Source organism: Streptomyces sp. SDr-06 (assembly GCF_003324565.1).
GTDB lineage: Bacteria > Actinomycetota > Actinomycetes > Streptomycetales > Streptomycetaceae > Streptomyces.
The window spans coordinates 1-16,321 of sequence record NZ_QOLA01000002.1 but is presented as its reverse complement, the minus strand read 5'-3'; the positions used below and the strand labels follow the sequence as shown (position 1 = coordinate 16,321).

Here is a 16,321-nt window from a genome sequence, read left to right as displayed (position 1 = left end):
CCCGCCGCGACGACGTCCGACGGGGAAGGAGGCAGCGCTACATGAACGCGGATTCCCGACAGACCGCCGGCCAGGGCGCGGACGGCTCGGCAGGTGAGCGGCCGCTGGACTTCGGTGTCTTCTTCTTCGCCGCGGTCGGCGACCGGGCCGAGGAGACCTACCGTTTGATGCTGGACGCGGCCCGCCGCGCCGACGAGCTCGGCTTCGGTTTCGTGTCGACGCCCGAGCGGCACTTCCACCGCTTCGGCGGCGCCTTCCCGAACCCCGCGGTGACCTCGGCGGCGATCGCCGCGGTGACCAGCCGCATCCAGATCCGGGCCGGCAGCGTCGTGACGCCGCTGCACCCGGCCGCCCGCATCGTCGAGGACTTCGCGATGGTGGACGGCATCTCGGGCGGCCGGGTCGCCATCTCGGTGGGCTCCGGCTGGAACGTCAACGACTTCGTGATCGCGCCGGAGAAGTACGAGACCCGGCGCGAGCAGATGATCAAGGATGTCGTGGACATCAGGACCGCCTGGCGCACCGGCCACTGGACCGGCCCCAACCCGCTGGGCGCCGAGACCACGCTGCCCGTCTTCCCGCGCCCCGTGCAGGACGACCTGTCGGTGTGGGTGACCGCGTCCCGCAGCGAGGGCACCTTCCGCGAGGCGGGCCGGCTCGGCTGCAACATCCTGACCCACCTGGAGAACCAGGACGTCGAGTCCCTCTCCGGCAAGATCGCCCTGTACCGGGCGGCCCGCGCCGAGGCGGGCTGGGACGGCCCCGGCAAGGTCACGGTCATGATGCACACCTACGTCGCCGACGACGCGGCCGAGGCCCGCGCGGTGGGCGGCGGCGCCCTGCGCGACTACCTGCTCTCCGCGATCGACCTGGAGGCCCTCGCGGTCGAGGCCGGCGGCCGGATGAGCGGCAACAAGCAGGGCCGCGACGTCCTGTCCGCGGTGAAGGCCCAGCGCAAGCTCGCCGAGCTCGGCCTCAACCGCTACCTGTCCGGGAACTCGCTGATCGGTTCGGTCGAGGAGTGCACCGCGACCGCCCGCCGGGTGCGCGCGGCCGGGGTCGACGAGATCGCCTGCCTGGTGGACTTCGTCGCCGACCCGGCCCTGGTGCTCGCCTCCCTGGAGCGCGTCGCCGCCGTGCGCCGCGAGGCCGCCGCCCCCGCCGAACCGGTACTGGCCGCCTGAGGCCGGGCGCATCCGCCCCGGCCCCCCTCAAGCGCCTCTCCCCACCCTTGACCAGGATCCGTTATCAGGAGGTTGTCCATGCCGACGATCCTCGCCGTCTCCGGCAGTCCTTCGCCGGTCTCCAGCACCCATCAGGTACTCACCCTCGCGGTGGACCGGCTCGCCGGCCGCGGGCACCGGGTGGAGACGCTCGCCGTGCGCACCCTGCCCGCGGCCGAGCTGCTGCGGGCCGATCTGAGCCACCCCCAACTCGCCGACGCGGCGGACCGGTTCGCGCGCGCCGATGCCGTGGTGCTGGCCACCCCGGTCTACAAGGCGGGCTACTCGGGCCTGCTCAAGTCCTTCCTCGACGTACTGCCGCAGTTCGCCCTCGAAGGCAAGGTGGTGCTGCCGCTGGCCACGGGCGGCTCGCTCGCCCATGTGCTCGCCCTCGACTACGGGCTGCGCCCGGTGCTGATGTCCATGAAGCCGCGCGCGGTCTCCGAGAGCTTCTTCGTGCACGCGGGCGGCATCCGCAAGGGACCGGGCGGCTTCGCCGGCCTGGAGCCCGACACGGACGCGCTGCTCCACGAGGCCACCGACAAGTTCGCCGACCTGGTGGAGAGCCTCGCCGACGCCACCACCCCCACCGTCCGGCTGGTACCCGCCGCCTGACCTCATCCGCTGTCCAACGTCCCCCATTCATGTGCCTGTTGATGTGTCGACCACGACGGAACCACCACAGAAGAGGACCCCATGAAGGCTCTGGTTCTGAGCGGCGGTACGGGAAGCCGACTGCGCCCGTTCAGCTACTCCATGCCCAAGCAGCTCATCCCGATCGCCAACAAGCCCGTCCTTGAGCGGGTGCTCGACAACATCCGTGACCTCGGTGTCACCGAGATCGGGATCATCGTCGGCAACCACGTCGAGGAGATAGCCGAGGCACTCGGCGACGGCTCCCGGCTCGGCGTCGAGATCACCTACATCCCGCAGGAGAGCCCGCAGGGTCTCGCCCAGTGCGTGCAGCTCGCCCAGCCGTTCCTCGGCGACGACGACTTCGTGATGTACCTCGGCGACAACATGCTCCCCGAGGGCATCACGGAGGCCGCCGCCGAGTTCCACGCGCTGCGCCCGGCCGCCCAGGTGCTGGTCGCCCAGGTCGAGGACCCGCGCGCCTTCGGCGTGGCCGAGGTCGACGCGACCGGCGTCGTCGAGCGCCTCGTCGAGAAGCCCCCGGTGCCGCGCTCCAACCTGGCGCTCATCGGCGTCTACTTCTTCACCCCGGCCATCCACCAGGCCGTCGACTCGATCGTGCCGAGCGCGCGCGGCGAGCTGGAGATCACCGACGCCATCCAGTGGCTGGTGACCAACGGCTCGACCGTCCGGGCCCAGGAGTACCGCGGGTACTGGAAGGACACCGGCCGCGTCGAGGACGTCCTGGAGTGCAACCAGATGCTCCTCGACGCCATCGAGCGCCGGGTGGAGGGCGAGGTCGACGACCAGAGCGTGCTGATCGGCGCGGTCGTCGTCGAGCCCGGCGCGAAGATCACCCGGTCCTTCGTGGAGGGCCCCGTCGTGATCGGCGCGGGCACCGTCCTGGAGGACAGCCACGTCGGACCGCACACGTCCATCGGCCGGGACTGCGTCCTGTCCGGCACCCATCTCGACTACTCGATCGCCCTGGACGGCGCGACGATCTCCTCGGTACGGGGCCTGCACGGCTCCCTGCTCGGCAGGTCCGCCGCGGTCACGGGCATCGATCTGGCAAGCCGCCACCACCGCCTGGTGGTCGGCGACCACACCCGCGTGGAGGTCGCGGCATGACGAACACCACGGAGAAGAGCGCGATGAACAAGATCCTGGTCACCGGCGGCGCGGGCTTCATCGGCTCACACTACGTCCGCACCCTCCTGGAGGGCGGCTACGAGGGGTACGAGAACGCCGAGGTCACCGTCCTCGACAAGCTCACCTACGCGGGCAACCGCGAGAACCTCCCCGCCGAGCACCCCCGCCTGACCTTCGTCCAGGGCGACATCTGCGACCTGGACCTGCTCCTCGAGCTGTTCCCGGGCCACGACGCGGTGGTCCACTTCGCGGCCGAGTCCCACGTGGACCGCTCCCTGGAGTCGGCGGCCGAATTCATCGCCACCAACGTCGGCGGCACCCAGAACGTCATGGAGGCCGCGCTGCGCGCCGGCGTCCGGCGCGTGGTGCACGTCTCCACCGACGAGGTGTACGGCTCCATCGACGAGGGCTCCTGGACCGAGGAGTGGCCGCTCCTTCCCAACTCCCCCTACGCCGCCTCCAAGGCGGGCTCGGACCTCATCACCCGCGCCTACTGGCGCACCCACAACCTGAACGTGTCCATCACGCGCTGCTCCAACAACTACGGGCCCTACCAGCACCCCGAGAAGCTGATCCCGCGCTTCGTCACCAACCTCCTGGAGGGCGAGACCGTCCCGCTGTACGGCGAGGGCGCCAACATCCGCGAGTGGCTGCACGTGGACGACCACTGCCGCGCCATCCAGCTCGTCCTCACCCAGGGCCGGGCGGGCGAGATCTACAACGTGGGCGGCGGCAACGAGCAGACCAACCGCCAGATCACCGAGCGCCTGCTCGAGCTGACCGGCAACGACTGGTCGAAGGTGGTCCGGGTCGCCGACCGCAAGGGCCACGACCTGCGCTACTCGCTGAGCGAGGCGAAGATCGCCGAGGAGCTCGGCTACGCGCCGCGCATCTCCTTCGAGGACGGCCTCGCCGAGACCGCCGCCTGGTACCGCGACAACCCGGGCTGGTGGAAGGCGGTCAAGCACGCGCCGCAGGAGGACCAGAAGTGACGCTGCTCAACGAATCGGCGCCCGCACCGCAGGTGCTGGTCGTGGGCGCCGGGCCGGTCGGGCTGAGCGCCGCCCACGAGCTGGCCCGGCACGGTGTGCGGGTCCGGCTCGTGGACGCGGCGGCCGGCCCGGCCACCACCAGCCGGGCGCTCGCCACCCACGCCCGCACCCTGGAGACGTACGACCAGATGGGCATCCTGGACGACCTGCTGCCGCGCGGCCAGCGGGTGGAGCACTTCACGCTGCACCAGAACGGCCGCCGCCTGATCCGCTTCGACACCGATTACAGCCGGCTGCCCACCCGCTTCCCGTTCACGCTGATGGTCGACCAGGTCATCACCGAGGAAGTGCTGCGCGACGCGACGGCCCGCCGGGGCGTCGAGGTCGAATGGGGCGTGCGCCTCACCAAGTTCGAGGACCTGGGCTCCGACGGCGTACGCGCCCACCTGGTCCACGCCGACGGGCGCACGGAAACCGTCACGTCCGACTGGCTGGTCGGCACGGACGGCGGCCACAGCACCATCCGCAAGCAGCTGGGCCTCAAGCTCGAGGGCGAGTCCAGCGAGACCTGGCTGATCGCGGACGCCACCGTCCACTGCGACCTGCCCAAGGACAGCATCCACTGGATGCGCACGCCCACCGGCACCGTGATGATGGTGCCGTTCCCCGAGCCCGGCAAGTGGCGCCTGCTCGACACCGCCGAGACGTCCTACGGCGGCGACGACGCGATGGTGGCCCGGCGCTTCTCGGCGAAGATCAGCACCGGCACGGGCAGCCCCGCGGTGGTCGAATCGCCGTCCTGGGTCTCGGTGTTCACCATCCAGCAGCGCATGATCGGCAAGATGCGCAACGGCCGGGTACTGCTCGCGGGCGACGCGGCCCATGTCCACAGCCCGGCCTCCGGGCAGGGCATGAACACCGGAGTCCAGGACGCGGTGAACCTGTCCTGGAAGCTCGCCACGGTCCTGCGCGGCGAGGCCCCGGATTCGCTCCTGGACAGCTACAGCGACGAGCGGGTCCCGGTGGGCGCGGAGCTGCTGCGCACCACCAAGATGGCGACGATGCTGGTCCAGCTCAAGAGCCGCCGGGCGGCGGCCGCCCTGCGCGCCGCGTTCACGGTGCTGCGCTCGCTGCCGCCGCTCAAGGGCCGCATCCAGCGCAAGATCATGGGCGGCATGTCGGCGCTGGGCCTCGGCTACACGGCGGGCCCGCTGGCCCACCCGTCGCCGCCTTCGCACGGCGTACGCCCGGGTGAGCGAGTGGCCCGTGTGACGGCGCCGGTCCTCGCCACCAGCCCCGGCTGGCAGGAGTTCATCGCCGAACTCCAGCGCCCGCAGTGGCTGTTGCTCACCTTCGGCGAGGCTCCCGAGGACCACTACGGCCCCTCCGTACGCATCCGCACGGTGAACACCCCGGGCCCGGACCCCCTGTCCGACCCGGCCGGCCACCTGTCCACCGCCCTGGGTGCCCCGGAGGGCACCTGGCTCCTGATCCGCCCCGACGGCTACCTGGCCGCACGAGGCACCGCAAAGGAGTCCCCGTCGACCGCACTGGCCTCCCTGGGAATCCACCCCGCCGAATCCCGCCAACCCACTCACTGAGAACACGACTTGGGCCCGCCCCCGGAACCATCCCCGGAGGCGGGCCCAACCCTTGCCCTGACCCCACAATCGCCGGACAGGCTGAAGATGCCGATGCTGGCCCCCCTACAGGGGCGCGGGGAACTGCGCGACCAGCCGCCCACGGTCCGCAGCCGAATGACAGCCTTTCAAGGGGCGCGGGGAACTGCGCGAAAAGCGAGCACGATCCGCAGGAACAAGAGGGGTTCAGGGGCGCGGGGAACTGCGCGACCAGCCCCGCACGGTCCGCGGCCGAATGACAGCGAATCCGGCGTTCGACAACAGCCCCTCCGGCGTTTGAGGAGCGGGGGCCCGGGGGCAGAGCCCCCGGCACCTAGGCCGCGGCCCGCCCCTCCTGCGAACCCCTCCCGTAAAGGGAAAGGCACTGCGCATACGAAGGAAGCAACCCGAGCTCCAAGGCCTCACCCACCGTAGGTGCCCCCGCGTCCTTCTCGGAAAGCACCGGCTCCCCCGTGAGCCACCGCGACCACGGCAGCCCCAACTCGGGGTCGAACGCCCGCAGATCGATCTGCGTACCCGGCACGAACTCGGTGGAGCAGAGGTAGCTGATGCACGTGTCGTCGGTCAGCGCCACGAACCCGTGCGCGAGCCCCTCCGCCACGAACATCGCCCGCCCCTCCCGCGCGTCCAGCACCGTGGTCACGTGCTCGCCGAACGTGGGCGATCCCACGCGTACGTCGACGACCACGTCGAGCAGCGCCCCGCGCACGCAGCTGACCAGCTTGGCCTGGCCCGGCGGGATGGCCACGCCGTGCAGTCCGCGCACCGTGTTGCGCGAGGAGGCCGAGTAGTTGACCTGGCGCGGCACGAACGCGTGCCCGGTCTCGGCGGCGAGCAGGTCGTAGCGGTATGACTCGTGGAAACTGCCGCGGGGGTCCGTCAGCAGCTTCGGCATGATGCGGTACGCGTCCGGTACGGCGGTCTCTTCGATCCTCATGGTCCCGGACGGTAGGCGCCGCGACTCAAGTTCCGGTAGCGCCACATGACCACCTGTCCAGCGGTCCCCGAGCGCGACCCGCCACAGTGCCGCTCAAACCGCGCATACAGGAGGTAGCAACGGTGTCCGTGAACGACCGAAGAGCAGGCGGCAGGGGCGGCGGCGGGGCCGGGTCGGTGGTGGTGCTGGGCGCCACGGGGTTCGTGGGCCGACACATCTGCGAGGTGTTCGGGGCCGCGGGCTGGACGGTGACCGGTGTCGCCCGCAGCGTCCAGGGCCCACCGGCTCCGTACGACATCGTCCCCCTCGACGTGGTCGACGCGGAGCCGGGGCGGATCGCGGCGCTGCTCGCGGAGCGCGGCGCGGGGGTGGTGGTGAACGCGGCGGGCGCGGTGTGGCAGACCACCGAGGACGACATGACCCGCGCCAACGCCGACCTGGTGAAGCAACTGGTGGCCGCGACCGCCCGGTCGGCGGGGCGGCCCCGGCTGATCCAGCTCGGCTCGGTGCACGAGTACGGACCCGTGCCGCGCACGGGGATCACCGAGGACACCCCGACCGCGCCGGTCACCCCGTACGGCCGCTCGAAACTGGCGGGCGCCCGCGCGCTCCTCGACGCGACGGAGGCGGGCGCGGCGGAGGGCCTGGTGCTGCGCGTGTCGAACGTGTCGGGGCCCGGCACGCACCGGGCGAGCCTGCTCGGCATGGTGGCGCACCACCTCGCCACCGGGTCGCCCGAACCGCTGCGGCTCGCTCCGCTGCTCGCCCACCGCGACTTCGTGGACGTACGGGACGTGGCCGACGCGGCGCTCGCCGCGGCCAACTCGCAGGCGTCCGGTCAGGTCCTCAACATCGGCGGCGGGCAGGCCACTTCGGTACGCAGCCTGGTGGCCCGGCTGACCGAGCTCGCGGGCGCCGCCGCCGAGATCGTCGAGGCGCCGAGCGCGGGCGGACGGCCGCCCGAGGCCGAGTGGCAGCGCATGGACATCGGGCGCGCGGGCGAGCTCCTCGGCTGGTCGCCGCGGCGGAGCCTGGACGATTCGCTGCGCGATCTGCTGGCCCACGCCCGCGACGCGGTCCATCGCGAGTCGTTGTCCAGTGCCCTTCAAGTCGCCCGCACAACGATGGCCGTGTCGGATCACCGCTGAGGGCTTCGTGCCGAACTGACGACCATGGAGGCAGCCAAAATGAGTGACACCAAGGCACGGATTCTCGAGCAGGTGCGGGAGTACCACCTGGAGAAGGAGCCGTCCCGCGAGTTCGTGCCGGGAGTCAGCGAGATCTGGCCGTCCGGCGCGGTCCTGGAGCCCGCGGACCGGGTGGCTCTGGTGGAGGCGGCGCTGGACATGCGGATAGCCGCCGGCACCAGCTCCCGCAAGTTCGAGTCCCGGTTCGCCCGCTACATGAAGCGGCGCAAGGCCCACCTGGTGAACTCCGGTTCCTCGGCCAACCTGCTCGCCATGTCGGCGCTCACCTCGCCGCACCTGGAGGACCGCGCCCTCAAGCCGGGCGACGAGGTCATCACGGTGGCCGCGGGCTTCCCCACCACCGTCAACCCGATCCTGCAGAACGGCCTCATCCCGGTCTTCGTGGACGTCGAGCTGAAGACGTACAACACGACCGCCGAGCGCATCAAGGCCGCCGTCGGCCCCAAGACCCGGGCCATCATGGTCGCGCACGCGCTCGGCAACCCCTTCGAGGTCGCCGAGGTCGCGCAGATCGCCGAGGAGAACGACCTCTTCCTCATCGAGGACAACTGCGACGCGGTCGGCTCCCTCTACAACGGCCAACTCACCGGCACCTTTGGTGACTTGACGACTGTCAGCTTCTACCCGGCGCACCACCTGACGATGGGCGAGGGCGGCTGCGTGCTGACCTCGAACCTGGCGCTCGCCCGCATCGTGGAGTCGCTGCGCGACTGGGGCCGCGACTGCTGGTGCGAGCCGGGCGAGAGCGACCGCTGCTTCAAGCGCTTCCAGTACCAGCTGGGCACCCTGCCGGCCGGCTACGACCACAAGTACATCTACTCGCACATCGGCTACAACCTGAAGGCCACCGACCTCCAGGCCGCGCTGGGTCTGACCCAGCTCGACAAGGTCGACGACTTCACCGCCGCCCGCCGCCACAACTGGCAGCGCCTGCGGGAGGGCCTGGAGGGCGTGCCGCACCTGATCCTGCCGGAGGCCACGCTCGGCTCCGAGCCCAGCTGGTTCGGCTTCGTCATCACCGTCGACCCCGACGCGCCGTTCCGCCGCAAGGAGTTGGTGAACTTCCTGGAGGAGCGGAAGATCGGCACCCGCAACCTGTTCGCCGGCAACCTGACCCGCCAGCCCGCCTACGTCGACGCCCCGCACCGGATCGTGGGCGACCTCACCAACTCCGACATCATCACCGAGCAGACCTTCTGGATCGGCGTCTACCCCGGTCTCACCGACGAGCACACGGACTTCATGACGGCCTCGATCCGGGACTTCGTCGCCGGCTGGTGACGGCTGCGACACCCCTCCACCCCAGCATCCTTGACGAGGAGAGAGCGTACATGTCGTCGACACTAGCGGAGCTGACTGAGCTTCAGCCGGTGGTCCAGCCCCGTGAGCCGGCGTCGGTCGCCGACCGGATCGCGGCGTCCGCGGCCGTCACCGCCGGGCTCCTGACCACCGGGGAGTTCCATCACTGGTTCACCGAGCGCGCGAAGGCGGGCCGCTTCCACATCGAGCGCATCCCGTTCTCCGAGCTGCGCGGCTGGTCCTTCGAGCCGGACACCGGGAACCTGGTGCACTCCAGCGGCCGCTTCTTCAGCGTGGAGGGGCTGCACGTCACGTCGGACGACGGCCCCCACAGGGAGTGGTACCAGCCGATCATCAAGCAGCCCGAGGTCGGCATCCTCGGCATCCTGGTGAAGGAGTTCGACGGCGTCCTGCACTTCCTGATGCAGGCCAAGATGGAGCCGGGCAACCGCAATCTGCTCCAGCTCTCCCCGACCGTGCAGGCGACCCGGAGCAACTACACCAAGGTCCACCAGGGCACGGACGTGAAGTACATCGAGTACTTCACGGGCAGTGGGCGCGGCCGGATCCTCGCCGATGTGCTCCAGTCCGAGCACGGCTCGTGGTTCTACCACAAGAGCAACCGCAACATGATCGTCGAGGTGGACGGCGACGTCCCGCTCGACGAGGACTTCTGCTGGCTGACGCTGGGTCAGATCTCCGAACTCCTGCACCAGGACAACCTGGTGAACATGGACTCGCGCACCGTCCTGGCCTGTCTGCCCGCCCATCGCACGGCCGCCGTGCGGGGGGACGGTTTCAGCCGGTCCCTGAGCCGTTCGCGCGACCCCGAGGCGGGCGCGCTGCTCACCGACGTCGACCTGCTGTCCTGGTTCACCACCGAGCGCTCGCGCTACGACGTGCAGGCCGACCGGATACCGCTGAAGGACGTGCCGGGCTGGACCCGTGACGAGACGCGCATCGGCAAGGACGACGGCCGCTGGTTCAACGTGGTCGCGGTCGAGGTGCAGGCCGGCAACCGCGAGGTGACGAGCTGGACCCAGCCCCTGATCGAGCCGTGCAGCCGGGGCGTCGCGGCCTTCCTGGCCCGTTCCTTCGACGGCGTGCTCCACGTCCTGGCCAACGCCAAGGTCGAGGGCGGCTTCCTCGACACCGTGGAACTCGCCCCCACCGTGCAGTGCTCCCCGGACAACTTCGAGGGCCTGGAGGTACGCCCGCCGTTCCTCGACCTGGTCCTGTCGGCGCCCGCAGAGCGCATCCGCTACGACGCCATCCACTCCGAGGAGGGCGGCCGGTTCCTGTACGCGGAGAACCGCTACCTGGTCGTCGAGGCCGACGAGCAGGACGCGCCCATCGAGCCACCGGCCGGATACCAGTGGGTGACGATCAGCCAGCTGACGGCGCTGATCAAGCACGGACACTATGTCAATGTGCAGGCCAGGACGCTCCTCGCCTGCCTCAACGCCATGGGACACCTGACGGATGACTGATCGACCCCTGCGCATCGCCGTCCTCGGCACCGCCGACATCGCCCGCCGCCGGGTGCTGCCCGCCATGGCGGCGGACCCGGACATCGAGCTGACCGCGGTGGCGAGCCGGGACGGCGGCCGCGCTCGGGAGGTCGCGGCCCAGTTCGGCTGCGCGGCAGTCGAGTCGTACGACGCGGTCCTCACGCGCGACGACGTGGACGCGGTCTACGTGCCCCTGCCCATCTCCCTGCACGCCGAGTGGGCGGGCCGGGCGCTGCGCGCGGGCAAGCACGTGCTGGCCGAGAAGCCGCTCACCGCCGACCGGCCGACCACCGAGGCGCTGCTCGACCTGGCGCACGCCTCGGGCCTGGTGCTGATGGAGAACGTCATGTTCATCCACCACCCCCAGCACTCGGTCGTGCGCGAGCTCGTGACGAGCGGCGCGATCGGCCAACTCCGGGCGTTCAGCGCCGCGTTCGCGATCCCGGCGCTGCCCGCCGGGAACATCAGGCACCGCCCGGAGCTCGGCGGCGGCGCCCTCCTCGACGTCGGCTACTACCCGGTGCGGGCCGCGCTGTACTTCCTCGGCGCGGGCCTGGAGATCGTCGGCGCCGCCCTGGAGAGCCCGGCCGGCGCGGCCGTGGAGACGTCGGGCGCGGTGCTCGTCCGCTCCCCCTCCGGTGTCCTCGGCCAGCTGGCCTTCGGCATGGAGCACGCCTACCGCTCGGCGTACGAACTGTGGGGCAGCGAGGGTCGCATCCGCGTCGAGCCCGCGTTCACCCCGGCCGCCGACCACAAGCCCGCGGTGTGGATCACCGACGCGCACGGGCCGCGCGAGCTGATGCTGGCACCGCACGACCAGGTCGCCGCCACCGTCCAGGCGTTCGTGCGCGCGGTGCGTTCCGGGGCACCGCGCTCGCCGGACGCGGCGCAGTGCCTGGAGCAGGCGAGCCTGCTCGACGCGGTCCGCGCGCGGGCCACGCCCACACCGCCCCGCGGCCCGCGTGCCGCTTCGACCTCGACTTCGACCGTGCGACAGGAAGGGACCGACCGTGACCGTGACTGAGCAGCCGCCGCCGCAGACCGCGGCGGTGCGCGTCGCCGAACTGCACGTCCTGCGCGAGCAGGCCAGGCTCGGCCCCAGCGAGAAGGCGACCGAGGCGCAGCGCGCCAAGGGCAAGCTGACCGCGCGCGAGCGCATCGACCTGCTCCTGGACCCGGGCACCTTCCAGGAGGTCGAGCAGCTGCGCCGGCACCGGGCGGTGGGTTTCGGTCTGGAGGCGAAGAAGCCGTACACCGACGGCGTGGTCACCGGGTGGGGCACGGTGGAGGGCCGCACGGTCTTCGTGTACGCGCACGACTTCCGGATCTTCGGGGGTGCGCTGGGTGAGGCGCACGCCACTAAGATCCACAAGATCATGGACATGGCCATCGCGGCGGGTGCCCCGCTGGTCTCGCTGAACGACGGCGCGGGCGCCCGCATCCAGGAGGGCGTCTCGGCGCTCGCCGGATACGGGGGCATCTTCCAGCGCAACACCAGGGCGTCCGGGGTGATCCCGCAGATCTCGGTGATGCTGGGCCCGTGTGCGGGCGGCGCCGCCTACAGCCCGGCGCTGACGGACTTCGTCTTCATGGTCCGCGAGACCTCCCAGATGTTCATCACCGGCCCCGACGTGGTGCAGGCGGTGACCGGCGAGGAGATCACGCAGAACGGCCTCGGCGGCGCGGACGTGCACGCCGGGGTCTCGGGCGTGGCCCACTTCGTCCACGACGACGAGGAGACCTGCCTCGCGGAGGTCCGCTACCTGATCTCCCTGCTCCCCTCCAACAACCGCGAGATGCCCCCGGCCCTGCCGTCCGGCGAGGACCCGGCGGACCGCCGCAACGACGTCCTCCTCGACCTGGTGCCCTCGGACGGCAACCGCCCCTACGACATGCGCAAGGTCCTTGAGGAGATCGTCGACCACGGCGACCTGCTGGAGGTCCACGAGCACTGGGCCCGCAACATCATCTGCGCGCTGGCCCGGATCGACGGCCGCGTGGTGGGCATCCTGGCCAACCAGCCGCAGTTCCTGGCCGGGGTCCTGGACATCGAGGCCTCGGAGAAGGCGGCCCGTTTCGTCCAGCTCTGCGACGCCTTCAACATCCCGCTGCTGACCATGGTCGACGTGCCGGGCTTCCTGCCGGGCGTCTCCCAGGAGCACGGCGGCATCATCCGGCACGGCGCGAAGCTCCTGTACGCGTACTGCAACGCGACGGTTCCTCGGATCTCGCTGATCCTGCGCAAGGCCTACGGCGGTGCCTACATCGTCATGGACTCCCAGTCCATCGGCGCCGACCTCACCTACGCCTGGCCCACCAACGAGATCGCGGTGATGGGCGCGGAGGGCGCGGCGAACGTCATCTTCCGCCGGGAGATAGCGGGTTCGGACGATCCGGAGGCGGTCCGCGCCGCGAAGATCGCGGCGTACAAGTCGGAGCTGATGCACCCGTACTACGCCGCCGAGCGGGGCCTGGTGGACGACGTGATCGACCCGGCCGAGACCCGGGCCGTCCTCGCCGCGGCCCTCGCGATGCTCCGCACGAAGCACGCAGACCTGCCGTCCCGCAAGCATGGCAACCCCCCGCAGTAAGGAGCGACCGTGTCGAACGAGCCCCTGTTCCGCGTACTGAAGGGCAGCCCCACGGAGGCCGAACTGGCCGCCGTGACGGTGGTCCTCCTCTCGATGACCACCGAACCCCCCGAAGAAGTGACCCCGATAACCCCCCTGGCCGCCTGGCGCCGCCAGCCCTACCACCCCCCAGTGAGCTGGCAACGAGCAGCGTGAGGAGGCCGAGGACCGACGATGGGGGCCGGGCGAAGCCCAGGCCCAAAAGGGGCGCGGGGAACTGCGCGACCAACCACCGACGACCCGCAGCCAACAGACGAAGGGGCTCGGGGCAAAGCCCCGGAGTACCCGGAACCCCGAGGCGGGCCGGGGCGCGGCCCAGGCGGTTACCGCCCCGCACGGGCCGCCCGGGCAATGGTGACCACCGCCTTCTCGAGGGCGTACTCGGGATCATCCCCACCCCCCTTCACCCCCGCATCCGCCTCAGCCACGGCCCGCAGGGCCAGAGAAACCCCCTCCGGCGTCCACCCCCGCATCTGCTGCCGCACCCGGTCGATCTTCCAGGGCGGCATGCCCAACTCCCGCGCGAGGTCGGCCGGACGGCCCCCCCGCGCGGAGGAGAGCTTCCCGATCGCCCGCACCCCCTGCGCGAGCGCGCTGGTGATCATGACGGGGGCGACCCCGGTGGACAGCGACCACCGCAGCGCTTCGAGCGCTTCCGCGGCCCGCCCCTCCACCGCCCGGTCGGCGACGGTGAAGCTGGAGGCCTCGGCCCGCCCCGTGTAGTACCGCCCGACGACCGCCTCGTCGATCGTCCCCTCCACGTCCGCGCAGAGCTGGGACACCGCGGAGGCCAGCTCGCGCAGGTCGCTGCCGATGGAGTCGACGAGTGCCTGGCAGGCCTCGGGGGTGGCCGAACGCCCCAGCGCCCGGAACTCCTGCCGTACGAACGTGAGCCGCTCGGCGGGCTTCGTGGTCTTGGGGCACGCGACCTCCCGCGCCCCCACCTTGCGGGCCGCGTCGAGGAGTCCCTTGCCCTTGGCGCCACCCGCGTGCAGCAGCACGAGGGTGATCTCTTCGGCGGGGGCGTCGAGGTACGCCTTCACGTCCTTGACCGTGTCCGCGGACAGGTCCTGGGCGTTGCGTACGATCACGACCTTCCGCTCGGCGAAGAGCGACGGGCTGGTCAGCTCCGCGAGCGTGCCGGGCTGCAGCTGGTCGGAGGTCAGGTCACGCACATCGGTGTCGGAGTCGGCGGCCCGGGCGGCCGCCACCACCTGCTGCACGGCGCGGTCGAGCAGCAGGTCCTCCTGGCCCACGGCGAGCGTGACGGGGGCGAGCGGATCGTCGGTGGAGTTCTTCCTGGTGGCCATCGCCGTCCAGCATCCCACGGGCCACTGACAGTCCCGGCCCGCTCCCGCCTCCGCCGCCCCCGTACCGGAGAATGGCCAGGTGAACGATGTGACCCGACACGTACTGGTGCTCCCGGACCGCGACGCCGCCGAGGACGTGGCCACCGAACTGACCGATCTCTTCGGCCTCCCCGAGGAGCCCCAGCTCGTCCGCGACGCCCTGGCCGGCGAGGACGACGCCGAAGACGCCCAGTGGCTGGTCGTCGTGGAGGACCCCGCCGCCCGCCTGGACCCCACGGCCCTGGACGCCCTGGCCGCCGAGCACGAGGGCTGGCTCGAATCCCCCTGACCCGCCCACCGGTGCGACCTGGGTGTCGGCCGACTTCCGCACGGCCCGGAAGCCGAGCTCAGCCGGCCCTCCGCCCGAGCCGGACGACCCGGACCACATGGCCGACCTGGACGACGCGGACTACGAGACGAGGCGGCTGACACAGACGCCACAGACGACGTACCCGACGCCGACCCGAACCCCGAGGGTCAGCCCGCCTTCGGCACGATCTGAATGTCGAGGTCGATCGAGATCGAGGACCCGATCGCCGCGATCCCGCGGGCCAGCATGGTCTGCCAGGTCAGTGTGAAGTCCTCGCGGTGCAGTTCGGTGCTGGCCCGGCAGGCGCCCCGGGTCTCACCGCCCAGCCCCGTTCCCAGGCCCAGGTACTGCGTGTCGAGCGTCACCGTACGGCTCACGCCGTGCAGCGTGAGCCCGCCGATGATCGCCCACCGGCCACCGCCCCGGTGCACGAAGCGGTCGCTGTAGAACTCCATCGTCGGATAGCTCCCGACGTCCAGGAAGTCGCCCGACCGCAGATGGTCGTCGCGCATGGTGACGCCGGTGTCGATGGAGGCGGTGTCGATGATGACGTGCATCGCGGACCCCTCCATGCGCTCCCCGATCCGGATGGCCCCGGCGAACGTGTTGAACCGGCCGTGGATCCGGGCCAGTCCGATGTGGCTCGCGGTGAAGCCGATCTGCGAGTGCGTCGGGTCGAGCTCCCACTCGCCCGCGTCCGGCAGCGCGGGCGGGGTGGACACCTGGAGCGTGACGTCACCGAGCGCGGCGAGCCCGCCCGCGGTGACTGTGGCGTTGCCGTGGAAGGGCGTATAGCCCTCGGCGGTGACGGCCAGCCGGTACTCACCCGCCGGAACCGTCGTGACCACGGTCCCGAACGGGTCGGTCTCCCCGCCCACGACCCTGCGGCCGGACGCGTCGCTGACGACGAACTCGGCCCGCTGAACGGGCTCGCTGACCGGATCCAGCACACGACAGCTGAGCGCGCCCGCGGTCGACGGGACGGTGAGCCCGGCCAGGGGCCCGGTACGGAGCGGAGAACCGGTCGAGCTCTTGCCGAACCAGCGGCTGAACACTGTGCACGCACCCCCGTGCGAAGAAGTATCTGCCGGGCCGCGCAGGGGGCAGACATCCTCGTCCGTCCTCGCCACAGCAGGTCTGCGGCCCCTTGACGAAGACGCATTCGATCACTGTTGTGCCGTTCGAGGCAAACGCGGCCCGTGTGTGCTGTTGCGGCACCTGTCACCAGAGGCCCGAATTGGTCATTCCGCTTGCCCCGGGCGAATCCGCTTCGTCCCGTCCCCTCCGTGCCCTGCCCTCCCTCGCGCGACCTAGACGAATGAGTCCGATGTAATCAGCGGTGGGGCGATCGCTCTACTGCGCAGGTGGGCCGAAGTCGCCCTGCCGCCAGATGACGTCAAGCGTGACCGTCTGGAACCGCCATCCAGCCGTGGTACG

Annotated in this window: 15 protein-coding genes; 12 read left to right on the top strand and 3 right to left on the bottom strand. The window is 71.1% G+C overall.

Going from position 1 to position 16,321, the window contains the following annotated elements:
* Positions 1-41 precede the first annotated feature (41 nt).
* The 5 genes from DT019_RS04465 (at position 42) to DT019_RS04445 (ending at position 5,601) form a co-directional block, all read left to right on the top strand.
* Positions 42-1,184, top strand: coding sequence for a MupA/Atu3671 family FMN-dependent luciferase-like monooxygenase (locus DT019_RS04465; protein ID WP_114035321.1), 1,143 nt, complete (start codon positions 42-44; stop codon positions 1,182-1,184).
* A 78-nt stretch (positions 1,185-1,262) separates the two neighbouring features.
* Positions 1,263-1,838, top strand: a complete 576-nt coding sequence (gene ssuE / locus DT019_RS04460) for an NADPH-dependent FMN reductase (RefSeq protein ID WP_114035320.1) — start codon at positions 1,263-1,265, stop codon at positions 1,836-1,838.
* An 81-nt stretch (positions 1,839-1,919) separates the two neighbouring features.
* Entirely contained in the window at positions 1,920-2,987 is a 1,068-nt protein-coding gene (locus DT019_RS04455; protein WP_114035319.1) for a glucose-1-phosphate thymidylyltransferase, read from the top strand.
* Entirely contained in the window at positions 2,984-4,000 is a 1,017-nt protein-coding gene (gene rfbB / locus DT019_RS04450) for a dTDP-glucose 4,6-dehydratase (protein WP_223279299.1), read from the top strand. The genes DT019_RS04455 and rfbB overlap by 4 nt, the downstream gene beginning before the upstream one ends.
* Complete coding sequence (locus tag DT019_RS04445) at positions 3,997-5,601, top strand: FAD-dependent oxidoreductase (RefSeq protein ID WP_223279298.1); 1,605 nt, start codon at positions 3,997-3,999, stop codon at positions 5,599-5,601. Before rfbB ends, DT019_RS04445 begins: the two co-directional genes overlap by 4 nt.
* Before the next feature lie 352 nt (positions 5,602-5,953).
* On the opposite strand, the gene DT019_RS04440 is transcribed toward DT019_RS04445, so the two are convergent.
* Entirely contained in the window at positions 5,954-6,577 is a 624-nt protein-coding gene (locus DT019_RS04440; protein ID WP_114035318.1) for a dTDP-4-dehydrorhamnose 3,5-epimerase family protein, read from the bottom strand.
* Positions 6,578-6,699: 122 nt separating this feature from the next.
* On the opposite strand from DT019_RS04440, the gene DT019_RS04435 reads away from it, so the two are divergent.
* The 6 genes from DT019_RS04435 to DT019_RS04410 are packed head-to-tail and all read left to right on the top strand — an operon-like array spanning position 6,700 to position 13,381.
* Positions 6,700-7,725, top strand: a complete 1,026-nt coding sequence (locus tag DT019_RS04435) for an NAD-dependent epimerase/dehydratase family protein (RefSeq protein WP_223279297.1) — start codon at positions 6,700-6,702, stop codon at positions 7,723-7,725.
* 39 nt (positions 7,726-7,764) lie between these two features.
* Positions 7,765-9,066, top strand: a complete 1,302-nt coding sequence (gene rfbH / locus DT019_RS04430; RefSeq protein WP_114035317.1) for a lipopolysaccharide biosynthesis protein RfbH — start codon at positions 7,765-7,767, stop codon at positions 9,064-9,066.
* Positions 9,067-9,116: 50 nt separating this feature from the next.
* Positions 9,117-10,574 (top strand): NDP-hexose 2,3-dehydratase family protein, encoded by a 1,458-nt coding sequence (locus tag DT019_RS04425; RefSeq protein WP_114035316.1) that lies wholly within the window; start codon positions 9,117-9,119, stop codon positions 10,572-10,574.
* A complete protein-coding gene (locus tag DT019_RS04420; RefSeq protein ID WP_114035315.1) occupies positions 10,567-11,619 on the top strand; it encodes a Gfo/Idh/MocA family protein in 1,053 nt (350 codons plus the stop codon). Before DT019_RS04425 ends, DT019_RS04420 begins: the two co-directional genes overlap by 8 nt.
* Complete coding sequence (locus DT019_RS04415; RefSeq protein WP_411292691.1) at positions 11,612-13,186, top strand: acyl-CoA carboxylase subunit beta; 1,575 nt, start codon at positions 11,612-11,614, stop codon at positions 13,184-13,186. The genes DT019_RS04420 and DT019_RS04415 overlap by 8 nt, the downstream gene beginning before the upstream one ends.
* A 9-nt stretch (positions 13,187-13,195) precedes the next feature.
* Complete coding sequence (locus DT019_RS04410) at positions 13,196-13,381, top strand: acyl-CoA carboxylase subunit epsilon (protein WP_114035313.1); 186 nt, start codon at positions 13,196-13,198, stop codon at positions 13,379-13,381.
* Between the two features lie 167 nt (positions 13,382-13,548).
* Here DT019_RS04410 and holA read toward each other — a convergent pair whose 3' ends face one another.
* Positions 13,549-14,535, bottom strand: a complete 987-nt coding sequence (gene holA, locus DT019_RS04405) for a DNA polymerase III subunit delta (protein ID WP_114035312.1) — start codon at positions 14,533-14,535, stop codon at positions 13,549-13,551.
* A gap of 79 nt (positions 14,536-14,614) precedes the next feature.
* Here holA and DT019_RS04400 point away from each other — a divergent pair, with 79 nt between their 5' ends.
* Positions 14,615-14,863 (top strand): hypothetical protein, encoded by a 249-nt coding sequence (locus DT019_RS04400; protein WP_114035311.1) that lies wholly within the window; start codon positions 14,615-14,617, stop codon positions 14,861-14,863.
* A gap of 188 nt (positions 14,864-15,051) precedes the next feature.
* On the opposite strand, the gene DT019_RS04395 is transcribed toward DT019_RS04400, so the two are convergent.
* Positions 15,052-15,939 (bottom strand): YceI family protein, encoded by an 888-nt coding sequence (locus tag DT019_RS04395; protein ID WP_114035310.1) that lies wholly within the window; start codon positions 15,937-15,939, stop codon positions 15,052-15,054.
* Positions 15,940-16,321: the final 382 nt, after the last annotated feature.